The organism is Cupriavidus sp. 09_S30 (genome assembly GCF_056930435.1).
The window spans coordinates 228,876-251,751 of the sequence record NZ_JBXOWI010000001.1 but is presented as its reverse complement, the minus strand read 5'-3'; the positions used below and the strand labels follow the sequence as shown (position 1 = coordinate 251,751).

Annotated in this window: 20 protein-coding genes; 2 read left to right on the top strand and 18 right to left on the bottom strand. The window is 67.8% G+C overall.

Annotated elements, in window-relative coordinates; translation table 11 throughout:
- Window positions 1-54 precede the first annotated feature (54 nt).
- Window positions 55-558 carry a DciA family protein gene (locus tag AC1Z3O_RS01245; protein ID WP_483512885.1) on the top strand — a complete coding sequence of 168 codons (504 nt, stop codon included), beginning with the start codon at window positions 55-57 and terminating at the stop codon, window positions 556-558.
- Between the two features lie 178 nt (window positions 559-736).
- Here AC1Z3O_RS01245 and lpxC read toward each other — a convergent pair whose 3' ends face one another.
- The 18 genes from lpxC to coq7 form a co-directional block, all read right to left on the bottom strand.
- Window positions 737-1,654: a UDP-3-O-acyl-N-acetylglucosamine deacetylase gene (lpxC, locus tag AC1Z3O_RS01240; RefSeq protein ID WP_483512884.1), complete on the bottom strand. Its 918-nt coding sequence runs from the start codon at window positions 1,652-1,654 to the stop codon at window positions 737-739.
- 153 nt (window positions 1,655-1,807) lie between these two features.
- Entirely contained in the window at window positions 1,808-2,314 is a 507-nt protein-coding gene (locus tag AC1Z3O_RS01235; RefSeq protein ID WP_483512883.1) for a redoxin family protein, read from the bottom strand.
- A gap of 441 nt (window positions 2,315-2,755) precedes the next feature.
- Window positions 2,756-3,943, bottom strand: coding sequence for a cell division protein FtsZ (gene ftsZ, locus AC1Z3O_RS01230; RefSeq protein WP_483512882.1), 1,188 nt, complete (start codon window positions 3,941-3,943; stop codon window positions 2,756-2,758).
- Between the two features lie 157 nt (window positions 3,944-4,100).
- Window positions 4,101-5,333: a cell division protein FtsA gene (ftsA, locus tag AC1Z3O_RS01225; RefSeq protein WP_483512881.1), complete on the bottom strand. Its 1,233-nt coding sequence runs from the start codon at window positions 5,331-5,333 to the stop codon at window positions 4,101-4,103.
- Entirely contained in the window at window positions 5,330-6,199 is an 870-nt protein-coding gene (locus AC1Z3O_RS01220) for a cell division protein FtsQ/DivIB (RefSeq protein ID WP_483512880.1), read from the bottom strand. The genes ftsA and AC1Z3O_RS01220 overlap by 4 nt, the downstream gene beginning before the upstream one ends.
- A gap of 109 nt (window positions 6,200-6,308) precedes the next feature.
- Window positions 6,309-7,292 (bottom strand): D-alanine--D-alanine ligase, encoded by a 984-nt coding sequence (locus AC1Z3O_RS01215; RefSeq protein WP_483512879.1) that lies wholly within the window; start codon window positions 7,290-7,292, stop codon window positions 6,309-6,311.
- Window positions 7,289-8,710, bottom strand: coding sequence for a UDP-N-acetylmuramate--L-alanine ligase (gene murC / locus AC1Z3O_RS01210; RefSeq protein WP_483512878.1), 1,422 nt, complete (start codon window positions 8,708-8,710; stop codon window positions 7,289-7,291). The genes AC1Z3O_RS01215 and murC overlap by 4 nt, the downstream gene beginning before the upstream one ends.
- Before the next feature lie 13 nt (window positions 8,711-8,723).
- Window positions 8,724-9,797, bottom strand: a complete 1,074-nt coding sequence (gene murG / locus AC1Z3O_RS01205) for an undecaprenyldiphospho-muramoylpentapeptide beta-N-acetylglucosaminyltransferase (RefSeq protein ID WP_483512877.1) — start codon at window positions 9,795-9,797, stop codon at window positions 8,724-8,726.
- Complete coding sequence (gene ftsW / locus AC1Z3O_RS01200; RefSeq protein ID WP_483512876.1) at window positions 9,794-11,035, bottom strand: putative lipid II flippase FtsW; 1,242 nt, start codon at window positions 11,033-11,035, stop codon at window positions 9,794-9,796. The genes murG and ftsW overlap by 4 nt, the downstream gene beginning before the upstream one ends.
- Window positions 11,032-12,543 (bottom strand): UDP-N-acetylmuramoyl-L-alanine--D-glutamate ligase, encoded by a 1,512-nt coding sequence (gene murD / locus AC1Z3O_RS01195; RefSeq protein WP_483512875.1) that lies wholly within the window; start codon window positions 12,541-12,543, stop codon window positions 11,032-11,034. Before murD ends, ftsW begins: the two co-directional genes overlap by 4 nt.
- 58 nt (window positions 12,544-12,601) lie before the next feature.
- Window positions 12,602-13,771, bottom strand: a complete 1,170-nt coding sequence (gene mraY / locus AC1Z3O_RS01190) for a phospho-N-acetylmuramoyl-pentapeptide-transferase (RefSeq protein WP_483512874.1) — start codon at window positions 13,769-13,771, stop codon at window positions 12,602-12,604.
- 45 nt (window positions 13,772-13,816) lie between these two features.
- Window positions 13,817-15,235, bottom strand: coding sequence for a UDP-N-acetylmuramoyl-tripeptide--D-alanyl-D-alanine ligase (locus AC1Z3O_RS01185; protein WP_483512873.1), 1,419 nt, complete (start codon window positions 15,233-15,235; stop codon window positions 13,817-13,819).
- Window positions 15,232-16,785 carry a UDP-N-acetylmuramoyl-L-alanyl-D-glutamate--2,6-diaminopimelate ligase gene (locus AC1Z3O_RS01180; protein ID WP_483512872.1) on the bottom strand — a complete coding sequence of 518 codons (1,554 nt, stop codon included), beginning with the start codon at window positions 16,783-16,785 and terminating at the stop codon, window positions 15,232-15,234. Before AC1Z3O_RS01180 ends, AC1Z3O_RS01185 begins: the two co-directional genes overlap by 4 nt.
- Window positions 16,782-18,599 carry a peptidoglycan D,D-transpeptidase FtsI family protein gene (locus AC1Z3O_RS01175; protein ID WP_483512871.1) on the bottom strand — a complete coding sequence of 606 codons (1,818 nt, stop codon included), beginning with the start codon at window positions 18,597-18,599 and terminating at the stop codon, window positions 16,782-16,784. The genes AC1Z3O_RS01180 and AC1Z3O_RS01175 overlap by 4 nt, the downstream gene beginning before the upstream one ends.
- Window positions 18,596-18,922 (bottom strand): cell division protein FtsL, encoded by a 327-nt coding sequence (ftsL, locus tag AC1Z3O_RS01170; RefSeq protein WP_483512870.1) that lies wholly within the window; start codon window positions 18,920-18,922, stop codon window positions 18,596-18,598. The genes AC1Z3O_RS01175 and ftsL overlap by 4 nt, the downstream gene beginning before the upstream one ends.
- Window positions 18,919-19,902, bottom strand: coding sequence for a 16S rRNA (cytosine(1402)-N(4))-methyltransferase RsmH (gene rsmH / locus AC1Z3O_RS01165; protein ID WP_483512869.1), 984 nt, complete (start codon window positions 19,900-19,902; stop codon window positions 18,919-18,921). Before rsmH ends, ftsL begins: the two co-directional genes overlap by 4 nt.
- 7 nt (window positions 19,903-19,909) lie before the next feature.
- A complete protein-coding gene (gene mraZ / locus AC1Z3O_RS01160) occupies window positions 19,910-20,338 on the bottom strand; it encodes a division/cell wall cluster transcriptional repressor MraZ (protein WP_483512868.1) in 429 nt (142 codons plus the stop codon).
- A 428-nt stretch (window positions 20,339-20,766) separates the two neighbouring features.
- The gene (gene coq7 / locus AC1Z3O_RS01155) at window positions 20,767-21,390 is read right to left on the bottom strand and encodes a 2-polyprenyl-3-methyl-6-methoxy-1,4-benzoquinone monooxygenase (RefSeq protein WP_483512867.1); all 624 of its coding nucleotides are present in this window, start codon (window positions 21,388-21,390) and stop codon (window positions 20,767-20,769) included.
- 343 nt (window positions 21,391-21,733) lie between these two features.
- Between coq7 and AC1Z3O_RS01150 the strand changes: the two genes are divergently transcribed.
- The gene (locus AC1Z3O_RS01150) at window positions 21,734-22,858 is read left to right on the top strand and encodes a porin (RefSeq protein ID WP_483512866.1); all 1,125 of its coding nucleotides are present in this window, start codon (window positions 21,734-21,736) and stop codon (window positions 22,856-22,858) included.
- Window positions 22,859-22,876 lie beyond the last annotated feature (18 nt).

Genomic DNA, 22,876 nt, shown 5'->3' with positions numbered 1-22,876 from the left:
GGCGGCCGGGTTCAATAGCCAGCCGGCGGCGCCCCGCCACGCTAGAATGCGCGCATGCGCCTGTTCACTCACCACGCCCTCAAGCCCCCTGTCGCCAAGCCGCTCAATGACTGGCTCGACCGGGCCGGCCCGGTCTCCGCCCTGATGCAGACCGCGCGCGAGCTGGCCCAGCTCGAGGGCGAGGTGCTGGCCCTGCTGCCGCCCGGGCTGCGCGCCGGCATCGCCGTGGCTGGCGTCAAGCGCGACAACCGGGGCAACCCGCAGGAGCAGACCCTGCTGCTGCTGGCCGCCCATGGCGCCGCTGCCGCCCGCGTGCGCCAGGTGGTGCCCACGCTGCTTGCCCGGCTGCAAGAGCGCGGCTCGACGATCACCGCCATCCGCGTGCGCATCCAGCCGGACGTCTCGCGCCGTGGCGAATGGGACGCACCGCCCGCTGCACGGCCGCGCACCGGCCGCATGACTGCCGCCGGGCTGGCCAGCATCAGCGAGCTGGCCGGCAGCCTACCCGAATCGCCGCTGCGCGACGCCCTGCAGACGCTGCTCTCCCACCACCGCTGAAGCGGGCCGCCGCGGCCAGGCAGCCTGTCAGCCTGCGGCGGCGTCCATCGCGCGGGCGCCCTTCGGTGCGCCGATGCCCATGAAAAAAGCCGATCCAGGGATCGGCTTCAGCTTGCTGACAAGCGGAGATTCTTACAGCGGGAGATTCTTACGGCGTCGCCCCGGCGCGGGCGGGGGATCAGCCGAAGGCCGGCTGCGCCTGCGGCAGGAAGGCGTGCGGCGCGTCTTCGACGCGGTCGAAACTGACGATTTCGTAGGCTTCCTGGTCGGCCAGCAGGGCGCGCAGCAGCTGGTTGTTCATGCCGTGGCCCGACTTGTGCGCGACGTAGGCGCCGATCACCGGGTGGCCGACCACGTACAGGTCGCCGATGGCGTCGAGGATCTTGTGGCGCACGAACTCATCGCCATAGCGCAGTTCCTCATTGTTCAGCATGCGGTGCTCGTCCAGCACGATGGCGTTGTCCAGGCTGCCGCCGCGCGCCAGGCCCATCTCGCGCAGGGCCTCGAACTCGTGGGCGAAGCCGAAGGTGCGCGCGCGCGCGATTTCGCGCACATAGCTGGTGTCGGCGAAATCGATGGAGAAGGTCTGCCCGGTCTTGTCCACCGCCGGGTGGCGGAAGTCGATGGTGAAGGTGAGCTTGAAGCCGAAATACGGCTCCAGGCGGGCCACTTTATCCCCTTCACGGATCTCGACCGGCTTCTTGACCCGGATAAAGCGCTTGGCCGCCGGCTGCTCTTCGATGCCGGCGGATTGGAGCAGGAAGACGAAGGACGCCGCGCTGCCGTCCAGGATGGGGATTTCCTCGGCGTCGACGTCGACATAAAGATTGTCGATGCCCAGGCCGGCACAGGCCGACATCAGGTGCTCGACTGTAGAAACACGCGCGCCATCCTTCTGCAGCACCGAGGCCAGGCGCGTGTCGCCGATCGCCATCGCGGAGACGGGAATCTCCACCGGCTCGGGCAGGTCGACGCGGGTGAACACGATGCCGACATCGGCGGCGGCGGGTCTGAGCGTCAGCGTGACCTTGCGCCCCGAGTGCAAACCGATGCCGACCGTCTTCACCAGGGATTTGATGGTGCGCTGTTTGAGCATGACGGCCTCAGTTATTATTAAAAGCTATTGAATACTTGATTCAATAAGTAATCTTACCACTCCTTGGTCTCTTGCGCCGCACCATTTTGTTTCGCCGTGTTAGACGTGTTGCATGTGATGCATATGCACCACATTTTTCCCGGCAAGCGTGTCTTACCCGCGCAACGCTGCCAGCATGGCTTCGGCACTGCTGACACGGAACTCCCCTGGGGCTTCCACCTCGAGGCTCTTCACCACGCCGTCGTCGAGCAGCATGGCGTAGCGTTTCGAGCGGATGCCCATGCCGCGCGGACCCAGGTCCTGGTCCAGTCCGAGGGCAAGCGTCCAGTGCGCGCTGCCGTCGCCCATCATGCGGACCTTGCCGCCGGCGTGCTGCTCGCGGCCCCAGGCCCCCATCACGAAGGCGTCATTGACCGAGACGCACCAGATCTCATCGACACCGGCTGCGCGGAACTGCTCGGCCAGGCTGACATAGCCCGGCACGTGCTTGGCGGAACAGGTCGGCGTGAAGGCCCCGGGCAGGCCGAACACCAGGATCTTGCGGCCCCGGACCAGCTCGGACACGGCAAATGCGTTCGGACCCAGGCTGCAGCCTTCGCGCTCGGTGTCCAGGAATTCGTTCAGCTTCGCGTCCGGTACGCGGTCTCCGATGGCAATCATGTGCGCTCTACTCTGTTCGGTACTGCGGTAGATGGGACTTGCCGGCGCAGAAAGGACCGCGCGCGACCATGTCGTCGTAATGTGACAGTTTGCATCATAGGTCGCCACAGGCTGCGCTCAAAGCCGGGGGCGGCAGCGCGGACAGTTGGCGATGAGGGGGAAGATTGCGCCGCGCGGTGCACCTTGCGGCGCAGCGCGCGGACCACGGCGCATCCCGGCCAGACAGGCAGGAAACCATTCCGGGGAGGCAGCCGTGGCACGCCTGTCCCGGCGACGGGATGGGGAGGAGGCAGGCTTCAGCGCGAGCGGGATCTGCCGTGCGGGCTAAGCGGGCCAACACGATCCGGGCTATGCACGGGCGAGGGAGCGCCTGCGTGCTTCGCCGCATCGGATCGCTGGCCAGCCAGCCGGCCGGCGAGCATACCGCCCTGCCGGGCCGGCTCAGTCCGCCTGCTTGCGCAGGAAGGCCGGGATGTCGTAGGTGTCGACGCCCTTCTCCTGCAGCGCTGCCACGTGGGCCGACGCCGACTCACGCGAGCTGCGCCACACCGCCGGCGTGTCCAGGCCGCTGTAGTCGGGGGTGTGCTGCGCTACCGGGGCCATGGCTGCCATCATCTGCACAGGCATGTTGTCGGTGCCGGTCTTCAGCAGCGTCATCGGCTGCTGCTTCTTGGCCGAACGGCCCAGGCCGGTCGCCACCACGGTCACGCGCAGCGCGTCGCCCATGGAGTCATCGTACACGGTGCCGAAAATGACCGTGGCGTCTTCCGCGGCATAGCTGCGGATGGTGTTCATGACTTCCTTGGTTTCCGACAGCTTGAGCGAGTGGCTGGCCGTGATGTTGACCAGCACGCCGCGCGCGCCGGACAGGTCCACGCCTTCCAGCAGCGGGCTGGCAACGGCCTGCTCGGCGGCCAGGCGCGCGCGGTCCACGCCGGACACGGTAGCCGTGCCCATCATGGCCTTGCCCTGCTCGCCCATCACGGTCTTGACGTCTTCGAAGTCGACGTTGACCAGGCCATCGACATTGATGATCTCGGCAATGCCCGCCACCGCGTTGTGCAGCACGTCGTCGGCGCACTGGAAGCACTTGTCCATCTCGGCGTCGTCGCCCATCACCTCGAACAGCTTCTCGTTGAGCACCACGATCAGCGAGTCAACGCAGGACTCCAGCTCGCCCGAGCCGTGCTCGGCGACCTTGGCGCGGCGCGCGCCTTCGAATTCGAACGGCTTGCTGACCACGCCCACGGTCAGGATGCCCATTTCCTTCGCCACCTGGGCGACGATGGGCGCCGCGCCGGTGCCGGTACCGCCGCCCATGCCGGCAGTGATGAAGACCATGTGCGCGCCGCGCAGCGAGTCGGCGATCTGATCGCGCGCCTGCTCGGCGCAGTTGCGGCCGACCTCGGGCTTGGCACCGGCGCCCAGGCCGGTATTGCCGAGCTGGAGCACGCGCTCGGCGGAAGACCGCTTGAGCGCCTGCGCATCGGTGTTCATGCAGATGAATTCCACACCCTGCACGCCGCGGCTGATCATGTGCTGCACGGCATTGCCGCCCGCGCCGCCCACGCCGACCACTTTGATGATGGTGCCGTCCTGCATTTCCGTTTCGATCATGTCAAAGTCCATCACTGCCTCCAAGAAGAATCAGTCCCCAAACGCTGCAGCCTCCCCGCCGCAGCCCTTGGTTCCTGAACAAGAAACCAACGATTAAGAAAACCCTCTGCCCTGCAAAATTCCATCCGGCCCGCGCTTGGCGGCCGTGCCGGGGGCACGGCCTCCGCGCTCAGAAGTTGCCGACGAACCAATCCTTCATGCGGCCCCACACCTGCTTGACCGAGCCGCTCTGCACGGCGACCTTGCGCCCGCGCATGCGCTGCACCCGGCCTTCCAGCAGCAGGCCCATCACGGTCGAGTAGCGCGGGCTCTTCACCACCTCGTGCAGGTTGCCGCGGTACTCGGGCACGCCCACGCGGACCGGCTTGAGGAAGATGTCCTCGCCCAGCTCCACCATGCCCGGCATCATCGCCGTGCCGCCGGTGATCACCACGCCCGAGGAAAGGATCTCCTCATAGCCCGACTCGCGCACCACCTGGTGCACCAGCGAAAACAGTTCCTCGATGCGCGGCTCGATCACGGCCGCCAACGCCTGGCGCGACAGCGTGCGCGTGCCGCGGTCGCCCACGCCCGGCACCTCGATCATGTCCTCCGGATCGGCGATGGCCTGCTTGGCGATGCCGTACTGGATCTTGACGTCCTCGGCGTCCGGCGTCGGCGTGCGCAGCGCCATGGCGATGTCGTTGGTGATCTGGTCGCCGGCGATGGGAATCACCGCCGTATGCCGGATCGCGCCTTCGCTGAAGATGGCGATGTCGGTGGTGCCGCCGCCGATGTCGACCAGCACCACGCCCAGCTCCTTCTCGTCCTCGGTCAGCACCGCCAGGCTGGAAGCCAGCGGCTGCAGGATCAGGTCGTGCACCTCCAGGCCGCAGCGGCGCACGCACTTGACGATGTTCTGCGCCGCGCTGACCGCGCCGGTGACGATATGCACCTTCACTTCCAGGCGGATGCCGCTCATGCCGATGGGCTCGCGCACGTCCTCCTGGCCGTCGATGATGAATTCCTGCGTCAGGATGTGCAGGATCTGCTGGTCGGTCGGGATATTGACCGCCTTCGCGGTCTCTATCACGCGCGCCACATCGGTCTGGGTGACCTCCTTGTCCTTGATCGCCACCATGCCGCTGGAGTTGAAGCTGCGGATATGGCTGCCGGCAATGCCGGTAAAGACCTCGGATATCTTGCAGTCGGCCATCAGTTCGGCCTCTTCCAGCGCGCGCTGGATGGACTGCACCGTGGCCTCGATATTGACCACTACCCCTTTCTTCAGACCCTTTGACTCGGACTGGCCCATCCCGATGACTTCGTAGCTGCCGTCGGGGCGCAATTCCGCGACCACCGCCGCCACCTTCGAGGTGCCGATGTCGAGACCGACCAGGAGGTCCTTGTATTCCTTGCTCATCGCGATTTCTCCGCGTTCTTGCTCTTCAGTCGCGTCGTATTGTTATTGCTTGGTTTAGCCGGGGATGCCTTGGCTTTTGCTGCAGCCGCTGCCTGGGCATCGGTCAGGAAGCGGATGTTGGCGGCGCGGATGGCAAAGCCGTTCGGATAACGCAGGTCCGCGTATTCGATCTGCTTGCCCCACTGCTTGGTCACTTCCGGCCATGCTGCCACGAAGCGCCTGACACGCTGGTCCATGGCGGCCCGGTCCTCGTCGTTCTGTTCACGGCCCAGCTCGACGACCATGCCGTTGGACAGTTTGGCGCGCCAGGCATAGCGCCCGGACAGCGAAACCGCCAGCGGCTCGACCTGCAGCGGCTTGAACCATTCGCGCATCACCTCGAGCTTTTCCACCACGTCCTCTTCGCTTGCGGAGGGGCCCTCCAGGGCCAGCAGCTGGGCGTCCTCCTCGGCTTCCGCCGTGTTGGCGACGAAGACTTCGCCATAGGTGTTGATCAGCCGGCCGCTGTCGGCGCCATCCCAGGTGCCGAGCGCCTCGTGCTCCTCGACCTCGACCGCCAGGCCATTCGGCCATTCGCGCCGCACGCTGGCGCGGCGCACCCAGGGCACCGCCTCGAAGGCCTGGCGCGCCGCGTTCAGGTCCAGCGTGAAGAAATTGCCGCTCAACTTGCCCAGCGCATTGGTGCGCACGCTGGGCGCGTTGACGTGGCGAAGCACCGCGCCGTCCATGGCCGTCAGCTCGACATGGGTGATGCCGAACACCGGCCGCTGCGCCAGCCAGAGCAGGCCGGCCGCGAGCGCCATCAGCGCCACCAGCGCATAGAGCGCGGAGGCAATCAGGTTGAGCAGGCGTGCGTTGTGCCACATGTCGGGTATCGGTCTAGCCAGTGTTTGTCAGTGCTTCGGTTGGTCGGTTCAGTTGCTTCGCCTATTTCGTTCGTCTTCCGGCTGTCGGTCCGGTGCGGGCTCCCCCGCCTTACTCGGGTTTCCAGTGTTCGTTGGGGTGCAGGTCCAGCGCCGCGGTCGCCACCACCTGCATCACGAAATCCTCATAGCTGATGCCCACCGCGCGCGCCGCCATCGGCACCAGCGAATGGCCGGTCATGCCGGGCGAGGTATTCATCTCCAGCAGGAAAGGCTTGCCGTCGGCGCGCAGCATCACGTCCGCCCGCGCCCAGCCGCGGCAGCCCAGCACGCGGTAGGCCTGCACGGCCAGGGCCTGCACCTCGCGCTCGACCTCGGCCGGCAAACCCGATGGGCACAGGTATTGGGTATCGTCAGTAAAGTACTTATTTTGATAGTCGTAGTTCGCGCCAGGTGCAACGATGCGGATCACCGGCAGCGCGGCGGCGCCCTCCCCTTCTCCGACGATCGGGCAGGTCAGCTCCGCACCGTCGATGAAGGTCTCGGCGATGACATCGCGATCCAGCGCCGCGGCTTTCTCGTAGGCCTCGCGCATCTGGGCGGCGTCGGTCACCTTGCTCAGGCCGATCGACGAACCCTCGCGCGCCGGCTTGACGATCAGTGGCAGGCCCAGATCGGCCGCGACGGCGGCGAAATCGCTGCCAGCATGCAGCATGGCGAAGCGCGGCGTCGGCAGGTCATGCGTCATCCACAAGCGCTTGGTCGCCTGCTTGTCCATGGCCAGCGCCGAGGCCAGCACGCCGCTGCCCGTGTAGGGAATGCCGAGCTGCTCGAGCAGGCCCTGCATCGTGCCGTCCTCGCCGTAGCGGCCATGCAGCGCGATAAAGACGCGGTCGAACCCGGCCGCGGCCAGCTCGGCGATATTCTGCGTAGCCGGGTCGAAGCCGTGCGCGTCGACGCCGCGCGCCTGCAGCGCCGCCAGCACGCCGCCGCCCGACATCAGGGAGATCTCGCGCTCGGCCGAACGGCCGCCGAACAGCACGCCGACCTTGCCCAGCGACTTCGGATCGATATTGGGATGGGCGACGAAGCTCATGCCTGACCTCCTGCCGGCAGCTGGTGCGACACCACCTGGCCGGGAACGGCGCCGATCGAGCCGGCGCCCATGGTAATGACGACATCGCCGGGACGCGCCGCGGCGAGGATGGCGGCCGGCATCTCGTCGATGTGCTCGACAAAGACGGGCTCGACTTTGCCTGCCACGCGCAGCGCGCGCGTCAGGGCGCGGCCGTCGGCGGCAACGATGGGCGCCTCGCCCGCGGCATAGACCTCGGCCAGCAGCAGCGCGTCGACGTTGCCCAGCACCTTGACGAAGTCTTCGAAGCAATCGCGCGTGCGCGTATAGCGGTGCGGCTGGAAGGCCAGTACCAGGCGGCGCCCGGGGAAGGCACCGCGCGCAGCGGCCAGCGTCGCCGCCATCTCGACCGGATGGTGGCCGTAGTCGTCGACCAGGGTGAAGGTACCCTCGCCGTCGGCCGTGGCCACCTCGCCATAGCGCTGGAAGCGGCGGCCGACGCCGTGGAACTCGCGCAGCGCCTTGACGATGGCGGCGTCGGGCACCTCCAGCTCGGTGGCGATGGCGATCGCCGCCAGGGCGTTCTGCACATTGTGCAGGCCCGGCAGGTTCAGCACCACGTCCAGCGGCGGCTCGGCGTGGCCGTTGAGCTGGCGCAGCACGGTGAAATGCATCTGCCCGTCGACCGCGCGTGCATTGACTGCCCGCACCTGGGCGTCCTCGGCGAAGCCGTAGCGCACGATGGGCTTGGACACGAAGGGCAGGATCTCGCGCACGTTCGGGTCATCCACGCACAGCACGGCAATGCCGTAGAAGGGCAGGCGCTGCGTGAATTCGATGAAGGCCTGCTTCAGGCGCGCGAAGTCATGGCCGTAGGTGGCCATGTGGTCGGCGTCGATATTGGTGATGACATCCATCACCGGGAACAGGTTCAGGAAGGAGGCGTCGGACTCGTCCGCCTCGGCCACGAAGAAGTCGCCGGTGCCCAGGCGCGCATTGGCGCCGGCCGAATTCAGCCGGCCGCCGATGACGAAGGTCGGGTCCAGCCCGCCCTCGGCCAGCACCGAGGCCACCAGGCTGGTGGTGGTGGTCTTGCCGTGGGTGCCGGCGATGGCCACGCCCTGCTTCAGGCGCATCAGTTCGGCCAGCATGACGGCACGTGGCACCACCGGGATGCGCTTGGCGCGCGCGGCCAGCACCTCGGGATTGTCGTCGCCGACGGCCGTGGAGATCACCACGGCATTGGCGCCGTTGACGTAGGCTGCGTCGTGGCCGTGCATGACCTTGGCGCCGAGCGAGCTCAGCCGTTGCGTGGCGGCATTGCTGCCCAGGTCGGAGCCCGAGACCTTGTAGCCCAGGTTCAGCAGGACCTCGGCGATGCCGCTCATGCCGGCGCCGCCGATGCCTACGAAGTGAATGTTTTTGACGATATGCTTCATAAATACGTAGCTTTCAAGGCTTGGCCATGCCGGCGCAGACCTCGGCCACGCGCCGGGTCGCATCCGGCTTGGCCAGGCCGCGCGCCAGGCGCGCCATCTCTTTCAATTGCGGCCGCTGCAGGCCGGCGAGCGTGCGCGCCAGTCCCTCCGGCCCCAATTCGTGTTGCTGCACCAGCAGCGCCGCGCCCTGACGCGACAGGAACTCGGCATTGGTGGTCTGATGGTCGTCCACCGCATGCGGGAACGGCACGAACAGTGCCGCCACGCCGGCTGCCGCCACCTCCGAGACCGTCATCGCGCCCGAGCGGCAGATCACCAGGTCGGCTTCTGCGTAGGCGCGCGCCATGTCATCGATGAAGGGCACCGCCTCGGCCTCGACGCCGGCGGCTGCGTAGTTCGCGCGCAGGGTATCGATCTGCTTGGCGCCGGCCTGGTGCATGACGCGCGGCCGCTCGGCCTGCGGCATCAGGGCCAGCGCCTTGGGCACCACCTCGTTCAGCGCGGCCGCGCCCAGGCTGCCGCCCACCACCAGCACCCGCAGCGGACCGCTGCGCCCGTCGTAGCGCGACTCGGGCGCCGGCAGGCCGGCCACCTCGGCGCGCACGGGGTTGCCGGTCCATTCGGCATCGGGCAGCGCATCGGGGAAGGCGCACAGCACGCGGTCGGCCACCTTGGCCAGCACCTTGTTGGCCAGGCCGGCGATGGAATTCTGCTCGTGGAGCACCAGCGGCCGGCCGACCAGCACCGCCATCATGCCGGCCGGGAAGGTGATATAGCCGCCCATGCCCAGCACCACGTCGGGGCGCACGCGGCGCAGCGCGCCCAGGCTCTGCCAGAAGGCGCGCAGCAGGTTCAGCGGCAGCAGCAGCTTGGTCATCAGACCCTTGCCGCGCAGGCCGCCGAACTGGATGAACTCCATCGGGATGTCGTACTTCGGCACCAGGGTGGCTTCCATGCCGGTGCGGTTGCCCAGCCAGACCACCCGCCAGCCCTGTTCACGCAGCGCGCGCGCGACCGCCAACCCGGGGAACACGTGCCCCCCGGTGCCACCGGCCATGACTAGCAGGGTGCGATGCGCCGCGCTCATACCTTCCCTCCACGCATCAGCACACGATTCTCATAGTCAATCCGCAACAGGATCGCCAGCGCCACGCAGTTCATCAGGATGCCCGAGCCGCCATAGCTCACCAGCGGCAGCGTCAGGCCCTTGGTGGGCAGCAGGCCCAGGTTCACGCCCATATTGATGAAGGTCTGCCAGCCGACCCACACGCCGATGCCCTTGGCCACCAGGCCGGCGAAGGTGCGGTCGAGCTGCAGCGCGGTGCGGCCGATACCGAAGGCGCGGCGCACCAGCCAGTAGAACAGCACGATCATCACCAGCACGCCGATGAAGCCGAATTCCTCACCGATCACGGCGAGGATGAAGTCGGTGTGCGCCTCGGGCAGGTAGTGCAGCTTCTCGATGCTGCCGCCCAGGCCGACGCCGCTCCATTCGCCGCGGCCGAAGGCGATCAGCGAGTGGGTGAGCTGGTAGGCCTTGCCCAGCGCATTGCTCTCCTCCCACGGGTTCAGGTAGGCGAAGATCCGCTCGCGCCGCCACGGCGAGGCCGTGATCAGCAGCGCGAAGGCGCCGATGGCCACGCCCACCAGGCCGGCGAACAGCTTGCCGTTGATGCCGCCGAGGAAGAGGATGGCCATGGCCACCGCGGCCACCACCAGGAAGGCGCCCATGTCGGGCTCGAGCAGCAGCAGCATGCCCACCACCACCACGGCCACGCCCATCGGCAGGAAGCCCTTGGACACCGTCTGCATCCATTCCTGCTTGCGCACGGTGTAGTTGGCTGCGTAGAGCACCACGGCCAGCTTCATCAGTTCCGACGGCTGGAAGTTCATCACGCCCAGCGGGATCCAGCGGCGCGCACCGTTCACGCCCTTGCCGACGTGCGGGATCAGCACCACCACCAGCAGCACCAGCGCGAGAATGAACAGCTTGGGCGCGTAGCGGTCCCAGAACTTGACCGGAATCTGGAAGGCGACCAGGCCGCAGGACAGGCCGACCAACAGCCCGAACGCGTGCCGCATCAGGAAATGGCCCTCGCCGTAGTTCGCATAGCGCGGCGCATCCGGCAGCGCGATCGATGCCGAGTAGACCATCACCAGGCCGAAGGCGAGCAGCACGATCGATACCCACAGCAGGGGCTGATCGTATTCCATCATGCGCGAACGGGTCGGCTTGACGCCGGAAACCGCGTCACGCAGGCCACCCCAGGCGTTGCCGATGGTGGCGCCGATGAAGCCGCTGCGCTTGACCTGCGAGTCGCTCATGGCATGATCCCCCGGGATAGCGCGAGTTCTTCCACCGCGGCGCGGAACACTTCGGCGCGGTGGACGTAGTTGCGGAACATGTCGAGGCTGGCACAGGCGGGCGACAGCAGCACGGCATCACCCCGCTGGGCCCGCTGCGACGCCAGGTTCACCGCTTCTTCCAGCGTGGCAGCGTCGACCAGCTCGGCGCCGCTGCCCTCCAGCGCCGCGCGCAGCTCGCCCGCAGCGCGGCCGATCAGCACCACGGCGCGCGCGTACTGCGCGACGGGCGCGGCCAGCGGGGAGAAATCCTGGCCCTTGCCTTCACCGCCGGCGATCAGCACCACGCGCTTGTCCAGGCCGGACAGCGCGGCGACGGTGGCGCCCACATTGGTGCCCTTGCTGTCGTCGAAGTATTCGACATCGTCCAGCGTCATCACATGCTCGACGCGGTGCGGCTCGCCGCGGTATTCGCGCAGGCCATGCAGCAGTGCGTTCAAGGGCAGGTCGATGGCGCGGCACAGCGCCAGCGCGGCCATGGCGTTGGTGGCGTTGTGCATGCCGCGGATCTGCAGCGCATCGGCAGGCATCAGGCGCTTGTGCCGCACCGGCACCGCCTCTTGCGCAGCGCCCGCGGCGGCCTTGCGGCGGCGCGGCTTGGCTTCCGCCTCGGCCTCGCTGTCGGTCTCGGCCAGCACCAGCCAGGGCATGCCGCCCTCGCGCAGAATGCCAAAGCTGCCGGGTACCTCGGGCAGGTCGGTGCCGAAGGTGACGGGCACGGATGCGGGCCGGGCCATCGCCATGGTCAGGCGGTCATTGCGATTGAGCACTTGCACGCTGGTGCCCGCCGGCCCGAAGATGCGGGCCTTGGCAGCGGCATAGGCCTCCATGCTGCCGTGCCAATCCAGGTGGTCCTGCGTCACATTGAGCACGGTGGCGGCGTGCGGCGACAGCGTGTGCGTGGTTTCCAGCTGGAAGCTGGACAGTTCCAGCACCCAGACCTCGGGCAGCGCGTCAGCGGCGATGCAGGCGGCCAGCTTGTCCAGCGCCGAGGGGCTGATATTGCCGGCCACGGCGACGGTCTTGCCAGCACGCTCGGCCAGCCTGCCGGTCAACGCGGTGGTGGTGGTCTTGCCATTGGTGCCGGTGATGGCCAGCACATGCGGCGCGTAACCGATGTCGGCCTGCAGCTGCACCAGGGCGCGGGCGAACAGCTCGATCTCGCCCCACACCGGAATGCCGCGCGCGCGCGCCGCCGCCAGCAGCTCGGCGGTGCCGCCCTCGTTGGGCGACAGGCCAGGACTGATCGCCACCAGCCCGATGCCGTCGAGCAGCGCCTCGCTGAAGGCCCCGCCGACGAACTCGGCCGTCATCAGCTCGGCCTGCAGGAAGACAAGGTTGGCGGGCGCCTCGCGCGTGTCGGCCACGCGCACGGCGCAGCCGTGCCGGCCGCACCAGCGCGCCATCGCCAGGCCCGATTCGCCAAGGCCCAGCACCAGCACATGAGGTTGTTGCAACTCGCCAAACACTTTGTATTCCTGCCTTCTTACCTGTTGTGGATCCGATAACCGCTGTTCGAGCGTGCGCTCAACGCAGCTTCAGCGTGGACAGCCCGATCAGCACCAGCAGCATGGTGATGATCCAGAAGCGCACGGTGACCTGCGTTTCCTTCCAGCCGCTCAGTTCAAAGTGGTGGTGCAGCGGTGCCATGCGGAACAGCCGCCGGCCCTCGCCGTAGCGCCGCTTGGTGATCTTGAACCAGGTCACCTGCAGCATCACGGACAGCGTCTCCACCACGAAGATGCCGCCCATCACGAACAGCACGATCTCCTGGCGCACGATCACGGCGACCGTGCCCAGGGCACCGCCCAGCGCCAGCGCGCCCACGTCGCCCATGAAGACCTGGGCCGGATGCGCGTTGAACCAGAGGAAGGCCAGGCCCGCCCCGGCCATCGCCGAACAGAAGATCAGCAGCTCCCCTGCCCCGGGGATGTGCGGGAAGAGCAGGTACTTGCTGTACACCGCGCTGCCCATCACGTAGGCGAACACGCCGAGCGCGCTGCCGACCAGCACCACCGGCATGATGACCAGGCCGTCGAGGCCGTCGGTCAGGTTGACCGCGTTGCTGGAGCCGACGATGACCAGATAGGTCAGCACGATGAAGCCGGCCACGCCGAGCGGGTAGCTCACTTCCTTGAAGAAGGGCACGATCAGGTTGGACTTATAGGGCATGTCCAGCGACATTCCGCTCTCCACCCAGCCGAGGAACAACTGCCAGACCCGTACGTTGCTGCTTTCCGACACCGAGAAGGCCAGGTAGATGGCAGCCACCAGCCCGATCAGCGTCTGCCAGAAGAATTTCTCGCGGCTCGACATGCCGCGCGGGTCGCGGTAGACCACCTTGCGGTAGTCGTCGACCCAGCCGATCGCGCCGTAGCCCAGGGTGACCAGCATCACCACCCAGATGAAGCGGTTGCCCCAGTCGCACCACAGCACGGTCGAGATCGCGATGGACAGCAGCACCAGCACCCCGCCCATGGTGGGCGTGCCGGCCTTGACCAGGTGGGTCTGCGGGCCGATGGTGCGCACGGCCTGGCCGATCTTCAGCTCGGTGAGCTTGCGGATCACCCACGGCCCGAGCGCGAGGCCGATCACCAGCGCGGTGAGGTTGGCCATCACCGCGCGGAAGGTCAGGTAGTTGAAGACCCGCAGGAAGCCGTAGTCGTCTTGCAGCCACTGGGCCAGAGCCAATAACATCGTGTTTCCGTATTCCTTTCGAAGACCGCCGGGGTATCCAGCGGCTCACTGAGCGATGGGTGATCCGACCAGCGCATCCACCATCCGTTCCATGCGCATGAAGCGCGATCCCTTTACCAGCACCGCGGCTGCCCGCGTCACCGTCCCTTGTTGATCTGACACCAGCGCCTGCGCCAGGTCTTCCGCGCGCGCGAAATGGCGGCCGCCCGGCCCGAAGGCCTGCACCGCATGGGTCGCCAGTTCGCCCGTCGCCCACAGCGCCTCGATGCCGCGCTCGTGCGCATAGGCACCGATCTCCGCGTGGAAGGGCATGCCCTGGTCACCCACCTCGCCCATGTCGCCCAGCACCAGCAGGCGCGGGGCAGCGAAACCCGCCAGCACATCGACCGCCGCCCGCACGGAATCCGGGTTGGCGTTGTAGCTGTCGTCGATCACCAGCTCACCACGCTGGCCGTGCTTGACCTGCAGCCGGCCCTTGACCGCGCTGAAGCCGGCCAGGCCCTGCTGGATGGCCGGCACCGCAACGCCCGCCGCCAGCGCGCAGGCGATCGCCGCCAGCGCATTGCGCACGTTGTGCGCGCCGAGCAGCGGCAGGCGCGCCGTGAACCCGCCTGCCGGCGAGCGCACCTGCAGGCACTGCACGCCGTCTTCGAGTGTCACGTCCGCGCCCACGTCGGCGCCCGGCGCCAGGCCGAAGCTGAGCACCCGGCGCGCGCCGGCGGCCTCGCGCCAGATCGCCGCATGCGCGCAGCCGCCCTCGGGGTCGTGCGGGATCACCGCCACGCCGTCGGCCGGCAGCGCGGCAATGGCGGCGGCGTGCTCACGCGCCACCGCTTCCACGTTGACCATGAATTCCTGGTGCTCGCGCTGGGCGTTGGTGATCACCGCCACCGTGGCCTGTGCGATGCCCGCCAGGTAGACGGTCTCGCCCGGGTGGTTCATACCCAGTTCGAGCACGGCCAGCCGGTGCTCCGCACGCAGGCGCAGCACGGTCAGCGGCAGGCCGATATCGTTGTTCAGGTTGCCGCCGGTTGCCAGGCGCTGCTCGGTGCCGACCGCCGCGGCGAAGATCGCCGCGATCATTTCCTTGACGGTGGTCTTGCCGTTGCTGCCGGTCACCGCCACGGTGGGCAGCTGGAACTGGCGTCGCCAGCCGGCAGCGAGCTGGCCCAGTGCCAACCGCGTGTCGGGCGCGACGATGGCCGGCACGCCGGCATCGGTCTCCTGCGCGACCAGCACGGCGGCCACGCCGCGTGCCACCACCTCGGGCAGGAAATCGTGCGCATCGAAGCGCTCGCCCTTGAGCGCGACGAAGAGATCGCCCGGCGCCGCGGTGCGGCTGTCGGTATGCACACGGGAAAAGCTGCGCGCGCCGTCGCCGCGCACGCCGGCGCCGTCGATCCAGGCTGCCGCCTGGGCGATCGTGGTCATCTGTTCGGTGTGTCCGGTGTTCATGCTGCTCATGCCGAGACTCCGCGCGCGCCCAGCGTCAGGCGCACATGTTCCCGGTCGGAAAAAGGCCGCTTGCGGCCCTGCACTTCCTGCGTGGCCTCGTGACCCTTGCCGGCCACCAGCACCACATCGGCCGTGCCGGCGTGCCGGATGGCGTAAAGAATGGCCGCGGCGCGGTCTTCGATCTGGCGCGCGCGCGTGCGCTCCTGCATGCCGTCGGCGATGGCCTCCAGGATGTCCTGCGGGTCCTCGCTGCGAGGGTTGTCGCTGGTCAGCACCACCTCGTCGGCCAGGCGCTCGGCCACCGCGCCCATCAGCGGGCGCTTGATCGGGTCGCGGTCGCCACCGCAGCCGAACACGCACCACAGCCTCCCGCCGCGCGCCTGCGCCACCGGGCGCAGCGCGGCCAGGGTCTGCTCGAGCGCGTCCGGCGTGTGGGCGTAGTCGACCACCGCCAGCGGCCCGTCATGACCGCCGAACAACTCCATGCGGCCGTCCACCGGCGCGAGCCCGCGCAATGCGGCCAGCGCGGCGTCCCAGGCCACGCCGTTGGCCAGGGCGGCGCCCAGCACGGCCAGCAGGTTGCTGACATTGAAGGCGCCGATCATCGGCGTCACCACCTCGGCGCTGCCGAAGCTGCCGTCGATGCGGAAACTGGTGCCGCCGGTGGTGGCCTGCACCGCGCTGGCGCGCAGCCACTGGCCGCGCGCACCGGCGATGCTCGCCGCCGCCGGGCCGTCGATACCGTACTCGATCACCTGCGGCGCCGAGATCTTCGCACCACCGGCCGCCAGCAGGCGGCGGCCCATGGCGTCGTCGCGGTTGATCACGGCGGTGCGCAGGCCGGGCCACTGGAACAGCAGCGTCTTGGCGGCCTCGTATTCGGCCATGCTGCCGTGGTAGTCGAGATGGTCCTGGGTCAGGTTGGTCAGCACCGCCACGTCGAACTGGGTACCCGCCACCCGCCCCTGCTCCAGGCCGTGCGAGGACACCTCCATGGCCACCGCGCGCGCGCCGGCGGCGCGCAGCTCGGCCAGGCTGGCCTGCAGCTGCACGGCGTCGGGCGTGGTGAAGCCGGTCATTTTCAGCGCATCGGGGAAGCCGGTGCCCAGCGTGCCGATGGCGGCGCAGGGCGTGCCCGCTGCCTGCAGCAGACGGGCCAGCCACTGGCTGCACGAGGTCTTGCCGTTGGTACCGGTGATGCCCGTCACGGCGAGCGGCTGCGTCGGGTTGCCGTACCAGCCGGCGGCGATCGGGCCGGCCAGGCGGTGCAGGCCCTGGATGCCGAGATGAGCGATGGCGTCACCATGCGGCCAGGCAAAGCCGTCGGCCTCGTAGACCACGGCCGAAGCGCCGGCGGCGATGGCCTGGGCGATATGGGGACGCCCATCCGTGGACAGGCGCGTGTTGCCCAGCACGTAGGCGAAGAATACGTCGCCCTGGGCGAGCCGGCGTGTGTCGCCGCTCAGCTTCGCCGTGGCGGGCGCATGCGCGCGCAGCCACGCCAGCGCAGTATCGGCCTCAGCCGCAAGTTCGATGGGAAGCATGGCCTTGTCGCTCATTGGGTTCCGCCCCAGGGCTCGCTTTCCTGCACCCCGTCGCTCACCACCAGTTGTTGGACCGGCGAGTCGGGCTGCACGTTCAGCGCGCGCAGCGCGCCCCCGGTGATGGCGGAGAAGACGGGGCCGGCCACGGCGCCGCCGTAGTGGCTGCCCGCGGTCGGCTCGTCGACGCTGACCGCGACGATCACGCGCGGATTCGACATCGGCGCCAGGCCGGCGAAGGAAGCGCGGTACTTGCTGCGGTCATAGCCACGGCCGACGTGCTTGTACGCCGTGCCGGTCTTGCCGCCGACGCGGTAGCCCATGACCTGCGCCTGTGGCGCGGTGCCGCCAGGCGCCGTCACCGTCTCCAGCATGGCGCGCACCTGCCGCGCCACCTCGGGCGAGACCACGCGCTCGCCGGTGGCGGCGCCGCTGGTGCGGAAGATGGACAGCGGCATCAGCTCGCCGTCATGGGCGAAGATGGTGTAGGCATGAGCCATCTGCAGCAGCGAGACCGACAGGCCGTAGCCGTAGGACATGGTGGCCTGCTCGATCGGCCGCCAGCTCTTCCAGGGCCGCACCCGGCCCGCCACCGCGCCGGGGAAGCCCAGCTTGGGCGCCTGGCCGAGGCCCACGCTGGTGAACATGTCCCACATTTCCTGCGGCTTGAGCTGCATGGCGATCTTCATCGTGCCGATGTTGCTCGACTTCTGGATCACGCCGGCTACGGTCAGCGCCCCGTAGTTATGCGTGTCGGTGATGGTGGCGCCTTCGTAGGTGAACTTGCCGGTGGTCTGGATCACGGTCGAAGGCGTCACGCGCCCGAGCTGCAGCGCCAGGGCGATGGTGACCGGCTTCATCATCGAGCCCGGCTCGAAGGTGTCGGTCAGCACGCGGTTGCGCAGCTGCTCGCCGGACAGGCGGCTGCGGTCATTCGGGTTGTAGGTAGGCCAGTTGGCCAGCGCCAGCACCTCACCGGTCTGGGCGTCGAGCACCACCGCGCTGGCCGCCTTGGCCTTGTTGCGCTCGACCACCGCCTTGACCTCGTTGTAGGCCAGGTACTGGATCTTGGCGTCGATCGACAACTGCAGGTCAGTGCCGTCGCGCGGTGCCTTCAGCACGCCGACGTCCTCGACCACGCGGCCCAGCCGGTCCTTGATCACCTGGCGCGCGCCGGGCTTGCCCGCCAGCACGGACTCCTGCGACAGTTCAATGCCTTCCTGGCCCTTGTCCTCGACGTTGGTGAAGCCCACCACGTGGGCCATCGCCTCGCCCTCGGGATAGAAGCGCTTGTATTCGCGGGTCTGGTGGATGCCGTCGATCTTCAGGTCGGCGATCTTCTCCGCCACGTCGGGCTCCACCTGGCGCTTCAGGTAGACGAAGCCCTTGTCCTCGGAGAGCTTCTTGCTCAGTTCCTTCTCGGACATGCCGAGCAGCTTGGCCAGGCGCCGGATTTTGTCCAGCTCGACCTGGTCGGGCACGTCCTCCGGCACCGCCCAGATCGCGCGCACCGGCAGGCTGGTGGCGAGCACCAGGCCGTTGCGGTCGAGGATCTTGCCGCGCGTGGCCGGCAGTTCCAGCGTACGCTGGAAGCGCTTCTTGCCCTGCGCCTCATAGAACCGGTTGCCCGGCCCCTGGATCCACATCGCGCGCGCCGCCAGCGCCACGAAGGCAGCGAACATCAGGAACACGACGAATTTGGAGCGCCACATCGGCAGCCGCAAGCCGAGCACCGGGCTGGCCGAGAACTGGCCGCTGCGCGGACGCGGGCGGGCGGCAGCGCCTTCGGCGCGGGCGCCCCCGATGCCATTGCCGGGCCGGGCCATGGTCATGGCTGAGCCTCCGCGCCGGCCTCGGGGCGTGTGGCCGCCGCGGTTCTGGCGGGCGCCAGCACGATGCCAGAGAGGTATTGAGTGCGGCCCGGGCTGACCGGCGACATCTGGAGCTGGGTGCGCGCGGCATCGGCGATCCGCGCGCTCTTGCTGAGCGCGCTCTGCTGGTACTGCAGGCGCGACCAGTCGACGTCGAGCTGCTTCTCCTCGCTCTGCGCCCGCTCGAGCGCGACAAAGAGCGTGCGCGCCTGGTGCTGGGCGCTGACCAGCGACAGCGCGCACAGCATCAGCGCCACGAGCAGGAAGAAGGCCAGGCGGTTCACGTGCGCGCTCCCGCCGCAGGCAGCTTTTCGGCCACGCGCATCACCGCCGAGCGCGCACGCGGATTGGCCGCGACCTCCTCGGGGCCCGGCTTGTAGCGGCCGAGCAGACGCAGCGTGGGCTGCGGCAGGTCGGCGGCGCGCAGCGGTGCGCGGCGCAGCGCCGGGTCAGCATCCTGCTGGGGGCGGGCGTGCGCCTGCATGAACCGCTTGACGATGCGGTCCTCCAGCGAGTGAAAGCTGATCACCACCAGGCGCCCCCCTACCTCCAGCAGGTCATAGGCCGCGCTCAGACCTCTTTCGAGGTCCGCAAGCTCTTGATTGATGTGAATCCGTAGAGCTTGAAAGGTGCGGGTCGCAGGGTCCTGACCCTTCTCGCGTGTCTTGACGGCTTTCGCCACGAGCGCGGCAAGATCGGAAGTAGTGGTGATGGGTCCGCCATCGCCGGGTTCGCGCCGGCGAGCAACAATCGCCTTTGCAATCTGTACAGCAAACCGTTCTTCCCCATAGTCTCGTATCACCCTCGCGATGTCTTTCTCATCTGCCTGCGCCAGCCACTCGGCAGCCGTGATGCCGCGCGTGGTGTCCATGCGCATGTCCAGCGGCCCCTCGAAACGAAAGGAGAACCCCCGTGACGCCTCGTCGATCTGCGGTGAGCTGATGCCCAGGTCGAGCAGCACGCCGGCCAGGGGCGGACGGCCCGCCATACGCGTGGCCATTTCCGCGAAGCTCGCGTGCTCAATGGAGAAGCGGGCATCCTGGATGGTGCCCGCTTCTGCGATTGCTGCCGGATCCTTGTCGAAGGCGACCAGGGCTCCGGCTGGTCCGAGCCGGGCCAGCACGGCCCGGCTATGCCCCCCGCGCCCGAAGGTACCGTCCACGTACACGCCATCGGCACGCCAGACGAGGGCCTCGACGGCCTCGTCCAGCAGTACGGTGCGATGGCGCAGGGCGGTGGTTCCCGGCGTTACGGTTGGGCTCATGACCTAATTAGAAAGAGAAGTTCTTCAATGCGTCCGGCATGCCCTGCGCCATCGCCTGCTGCTCCTTGGCGGTGTAGGTCGCGGCATCCCAGACTTCGAAGTGGCTGCCCATGCCGAGCAGCATCACTTCCTTGTCGAGCATGGCGGCACTGCGCAGCTCCGGGGCGATCAGCACCCGGCCCGCGCCATCCATATCCACGTCGGCGGCGTTGCCCAGAAAGATGCGCTTCCACCAGTGCGCATCCATCGGCAGCGCCGCAATCCTGCTACGGAAGGTTTCCCATTCGGGACGAGGAAAGAGCAGCAGGCAGCCATCCGGGTGCTTGGTCAGCGTTACCCGGCCCTCGGCCTGTTGTTGCAGCGCTTCGCGATGCCGCGCCGGAATCGACATCCGGCCCTTGGCATCCAGCGACAGCGCCGAAGCTCCCTGAAACAATCTCGCCCCCGACTGTTGCCGACGGCGTCACCGCCGGCTCCTGCCCTGAACCTTCCAGCTTCGGCCTGCGGAAAATGATCCCACAAACCCCTCGCTCCCTCACACAAAAATACACTTCCTCACACTATTTCCCACTTTAGAGGAAGCGATTTAGCGGGTCAAGGCTCGCTGTGACGCAGCAAACCGCGTTTTTCTGAATCAGAACAATGACTTAGCGCGCACACTTCACGCACCACGAAAGTGAATTCCTAATGAAATGAAGATCTTATGGAGGAAAGCAGAGAAACCACCTGAGAACTACAGAGGGAGGGACTGCCGCCGGCCAGCAAAATCCATGCGCGCCGGCCGAGTGGAAGGATACAACGTTTTACATTCGACGCCGGCGGCGCGACCTGTGCGGACCGGCCTGGCCGGCCGCTCCAGCACGGTCAGAGACGGTAGGCGGCGGTAGTCATCACGCGCGAGGCGAACCGCATGGCGGCACGCACCGGGGCCGGCAGATCCATGCCGCCGGCAAGGCGGGCCGCGTCGCCATGGCGCACCTCGTCGTCGCGCATCTGCTCGAGAATGACGCGCGAGCGGGAGTCAGTCTCCGGCAACTGTTCCAGGTGGCCGCTCAGGTGCTGCTCGACCTGGCGCTCAGTCTCGGCAACGAAGCCGAGGCTGACCCGATCACCGGCGCGCCCGGCCACCCAGCCGATGGCGAAGGCGCCCGCATACCAGAGCGGGTTCAGCAGGCTCGGGCGCGAACCGAGTTCACGCAGGCGGTCGGCGCACCACGCGAGGTGGTCTTCCTCTTCGCGCGCTGCGGTGTCCATCTGCGCGCGCACCTCGGGCGTGCGCGCGGTCAGCTTCTGTGCCTGGTAGAGGGCCTGGGCGCAGACCTCGCCCACGTGATTGATGCGCATGAGGCCGGCCACATGGCGGCGCTCGCCCTCCTGCAGCGCTGCATCGTCCGGCGCCAGTGCGTCGGCGGGATTCGGGCGCGCGGCCCGTGTCGCACCAGCGATCGCCCGCAGGGCGACATCGAATTCTCGAATCAGGGTGTCCATATCCGTTCTGCGCTTGCCATGGGTCCGCCCCCCCACCAGGGAGGGGGAAACCCGGCCGTCGTGAGCGTCCGTCTATTCCTCGGGATTACCCGCATTGTAGCGCCTTGCGCCCGAACGGCCCCTGGCCGCCAGGCCGCATCAGGCCGGGAGATGCCGTATACGGTGCTCCAAAACCCTGAGTTGTGAAAAGCAGACAAGGCCGGGCGCGGCCTAATGGTGAACAGAAAGTTGTTTGTTACATTACTTGGCAACTTCTTGCGAAGTTTGTCGTGCAGGCGGATGGAGAGGAAACAGGAGGTTTCGCCGTATGACACCAATAATTTCTAAATGGAGATCAACGAGCATGAAGAAATCGCTTATCGCGGCAGCGGCGCTCTGCGCTTGCGCCGGCGCGGCACAGGCGCAGTCGAGCGTGACCCTGTACGGCGTGGTGGACGCACCCATCGAGTACGCCAGCCATATGGTGACGCCGAGCGGTGGCTCCGGCAATGTGTTCCGTATTGCGAACGGCGGCGGCCTGTCCGGCTCGCGTTGGGGTCTGCGCGGCGTTGAGGATCTCGGCGCCGGCAACCAGGCGCTGTTCGTGCTGGAAAGCGGTTTCGGCATCGGCACCGGCGCCAGCCAGCAAGGCAACCGCCTGTTTGGTCGTCAAGCGTTCGTGGGCATGAACAACAATGCCTACGGCAAGGTGACCCTGGGCCGCCAGTACACCACGATCTTCGATATTCTCGCCAACTTCTCGCCGACCGGCTACGCCACGCTGTGGGAACCGGTGGTGCAGCAGCTGGGCCTGAACTTCCGCTCCGACAATACCGCCAAGTACACCGGCAACTTCGGCCCCGTGACCGCTGAGGGCCACTGGTCCTTCGGCAACGGCGCACTCGGCGCCGGCGAGGTGCCGGGCCAGTTCCGCCGCGATACCGGCTACGGTGCGGGTGCCTCGTATATCGCCGGCCCGTTCGGCGTCGGTGCGGCCTATGACCAGTTCAACCCGTCGCTGAACGGCGCCGGCGGCGCGACCGGCACGATCCGCAAGGCAGCCGTCGCCGCCAGCTACACCTTCGGCAGCGCCATCAAGGTCATGGGTGGCTACCGCTGGGGTCACGCACAGACGCAAGCCGGCCTGGCCTCGCCGCTCACTTCGTACCGCGACGACTACTTCTGGGCTGGCGTCAACTGGCAGGCTAACGCCCAGCTGGGCCTGACCCTGGGCTACACCTACGATCGCGTGAAGAGCGTGGCGCTGAACCCGACAACCACGGTCAAGCCGGCCAACCCGTGGCAGATCCAGGCGGTCGCCGACTACAACCTGTCCAAGCGTACCGACGTGTACGTGATGGCCGCCTACGCCAAGAACGCGGGCCTGGGACTGGACAACGCCACCATCGGCTTCGCCAACGGCTATACGCCGGCTCCGGGCTCGAGCAACATGACCGGCGTTGCTCTCGGCCTGCGCCACAAGTTCTAACAAGAACATCCGTCGTAC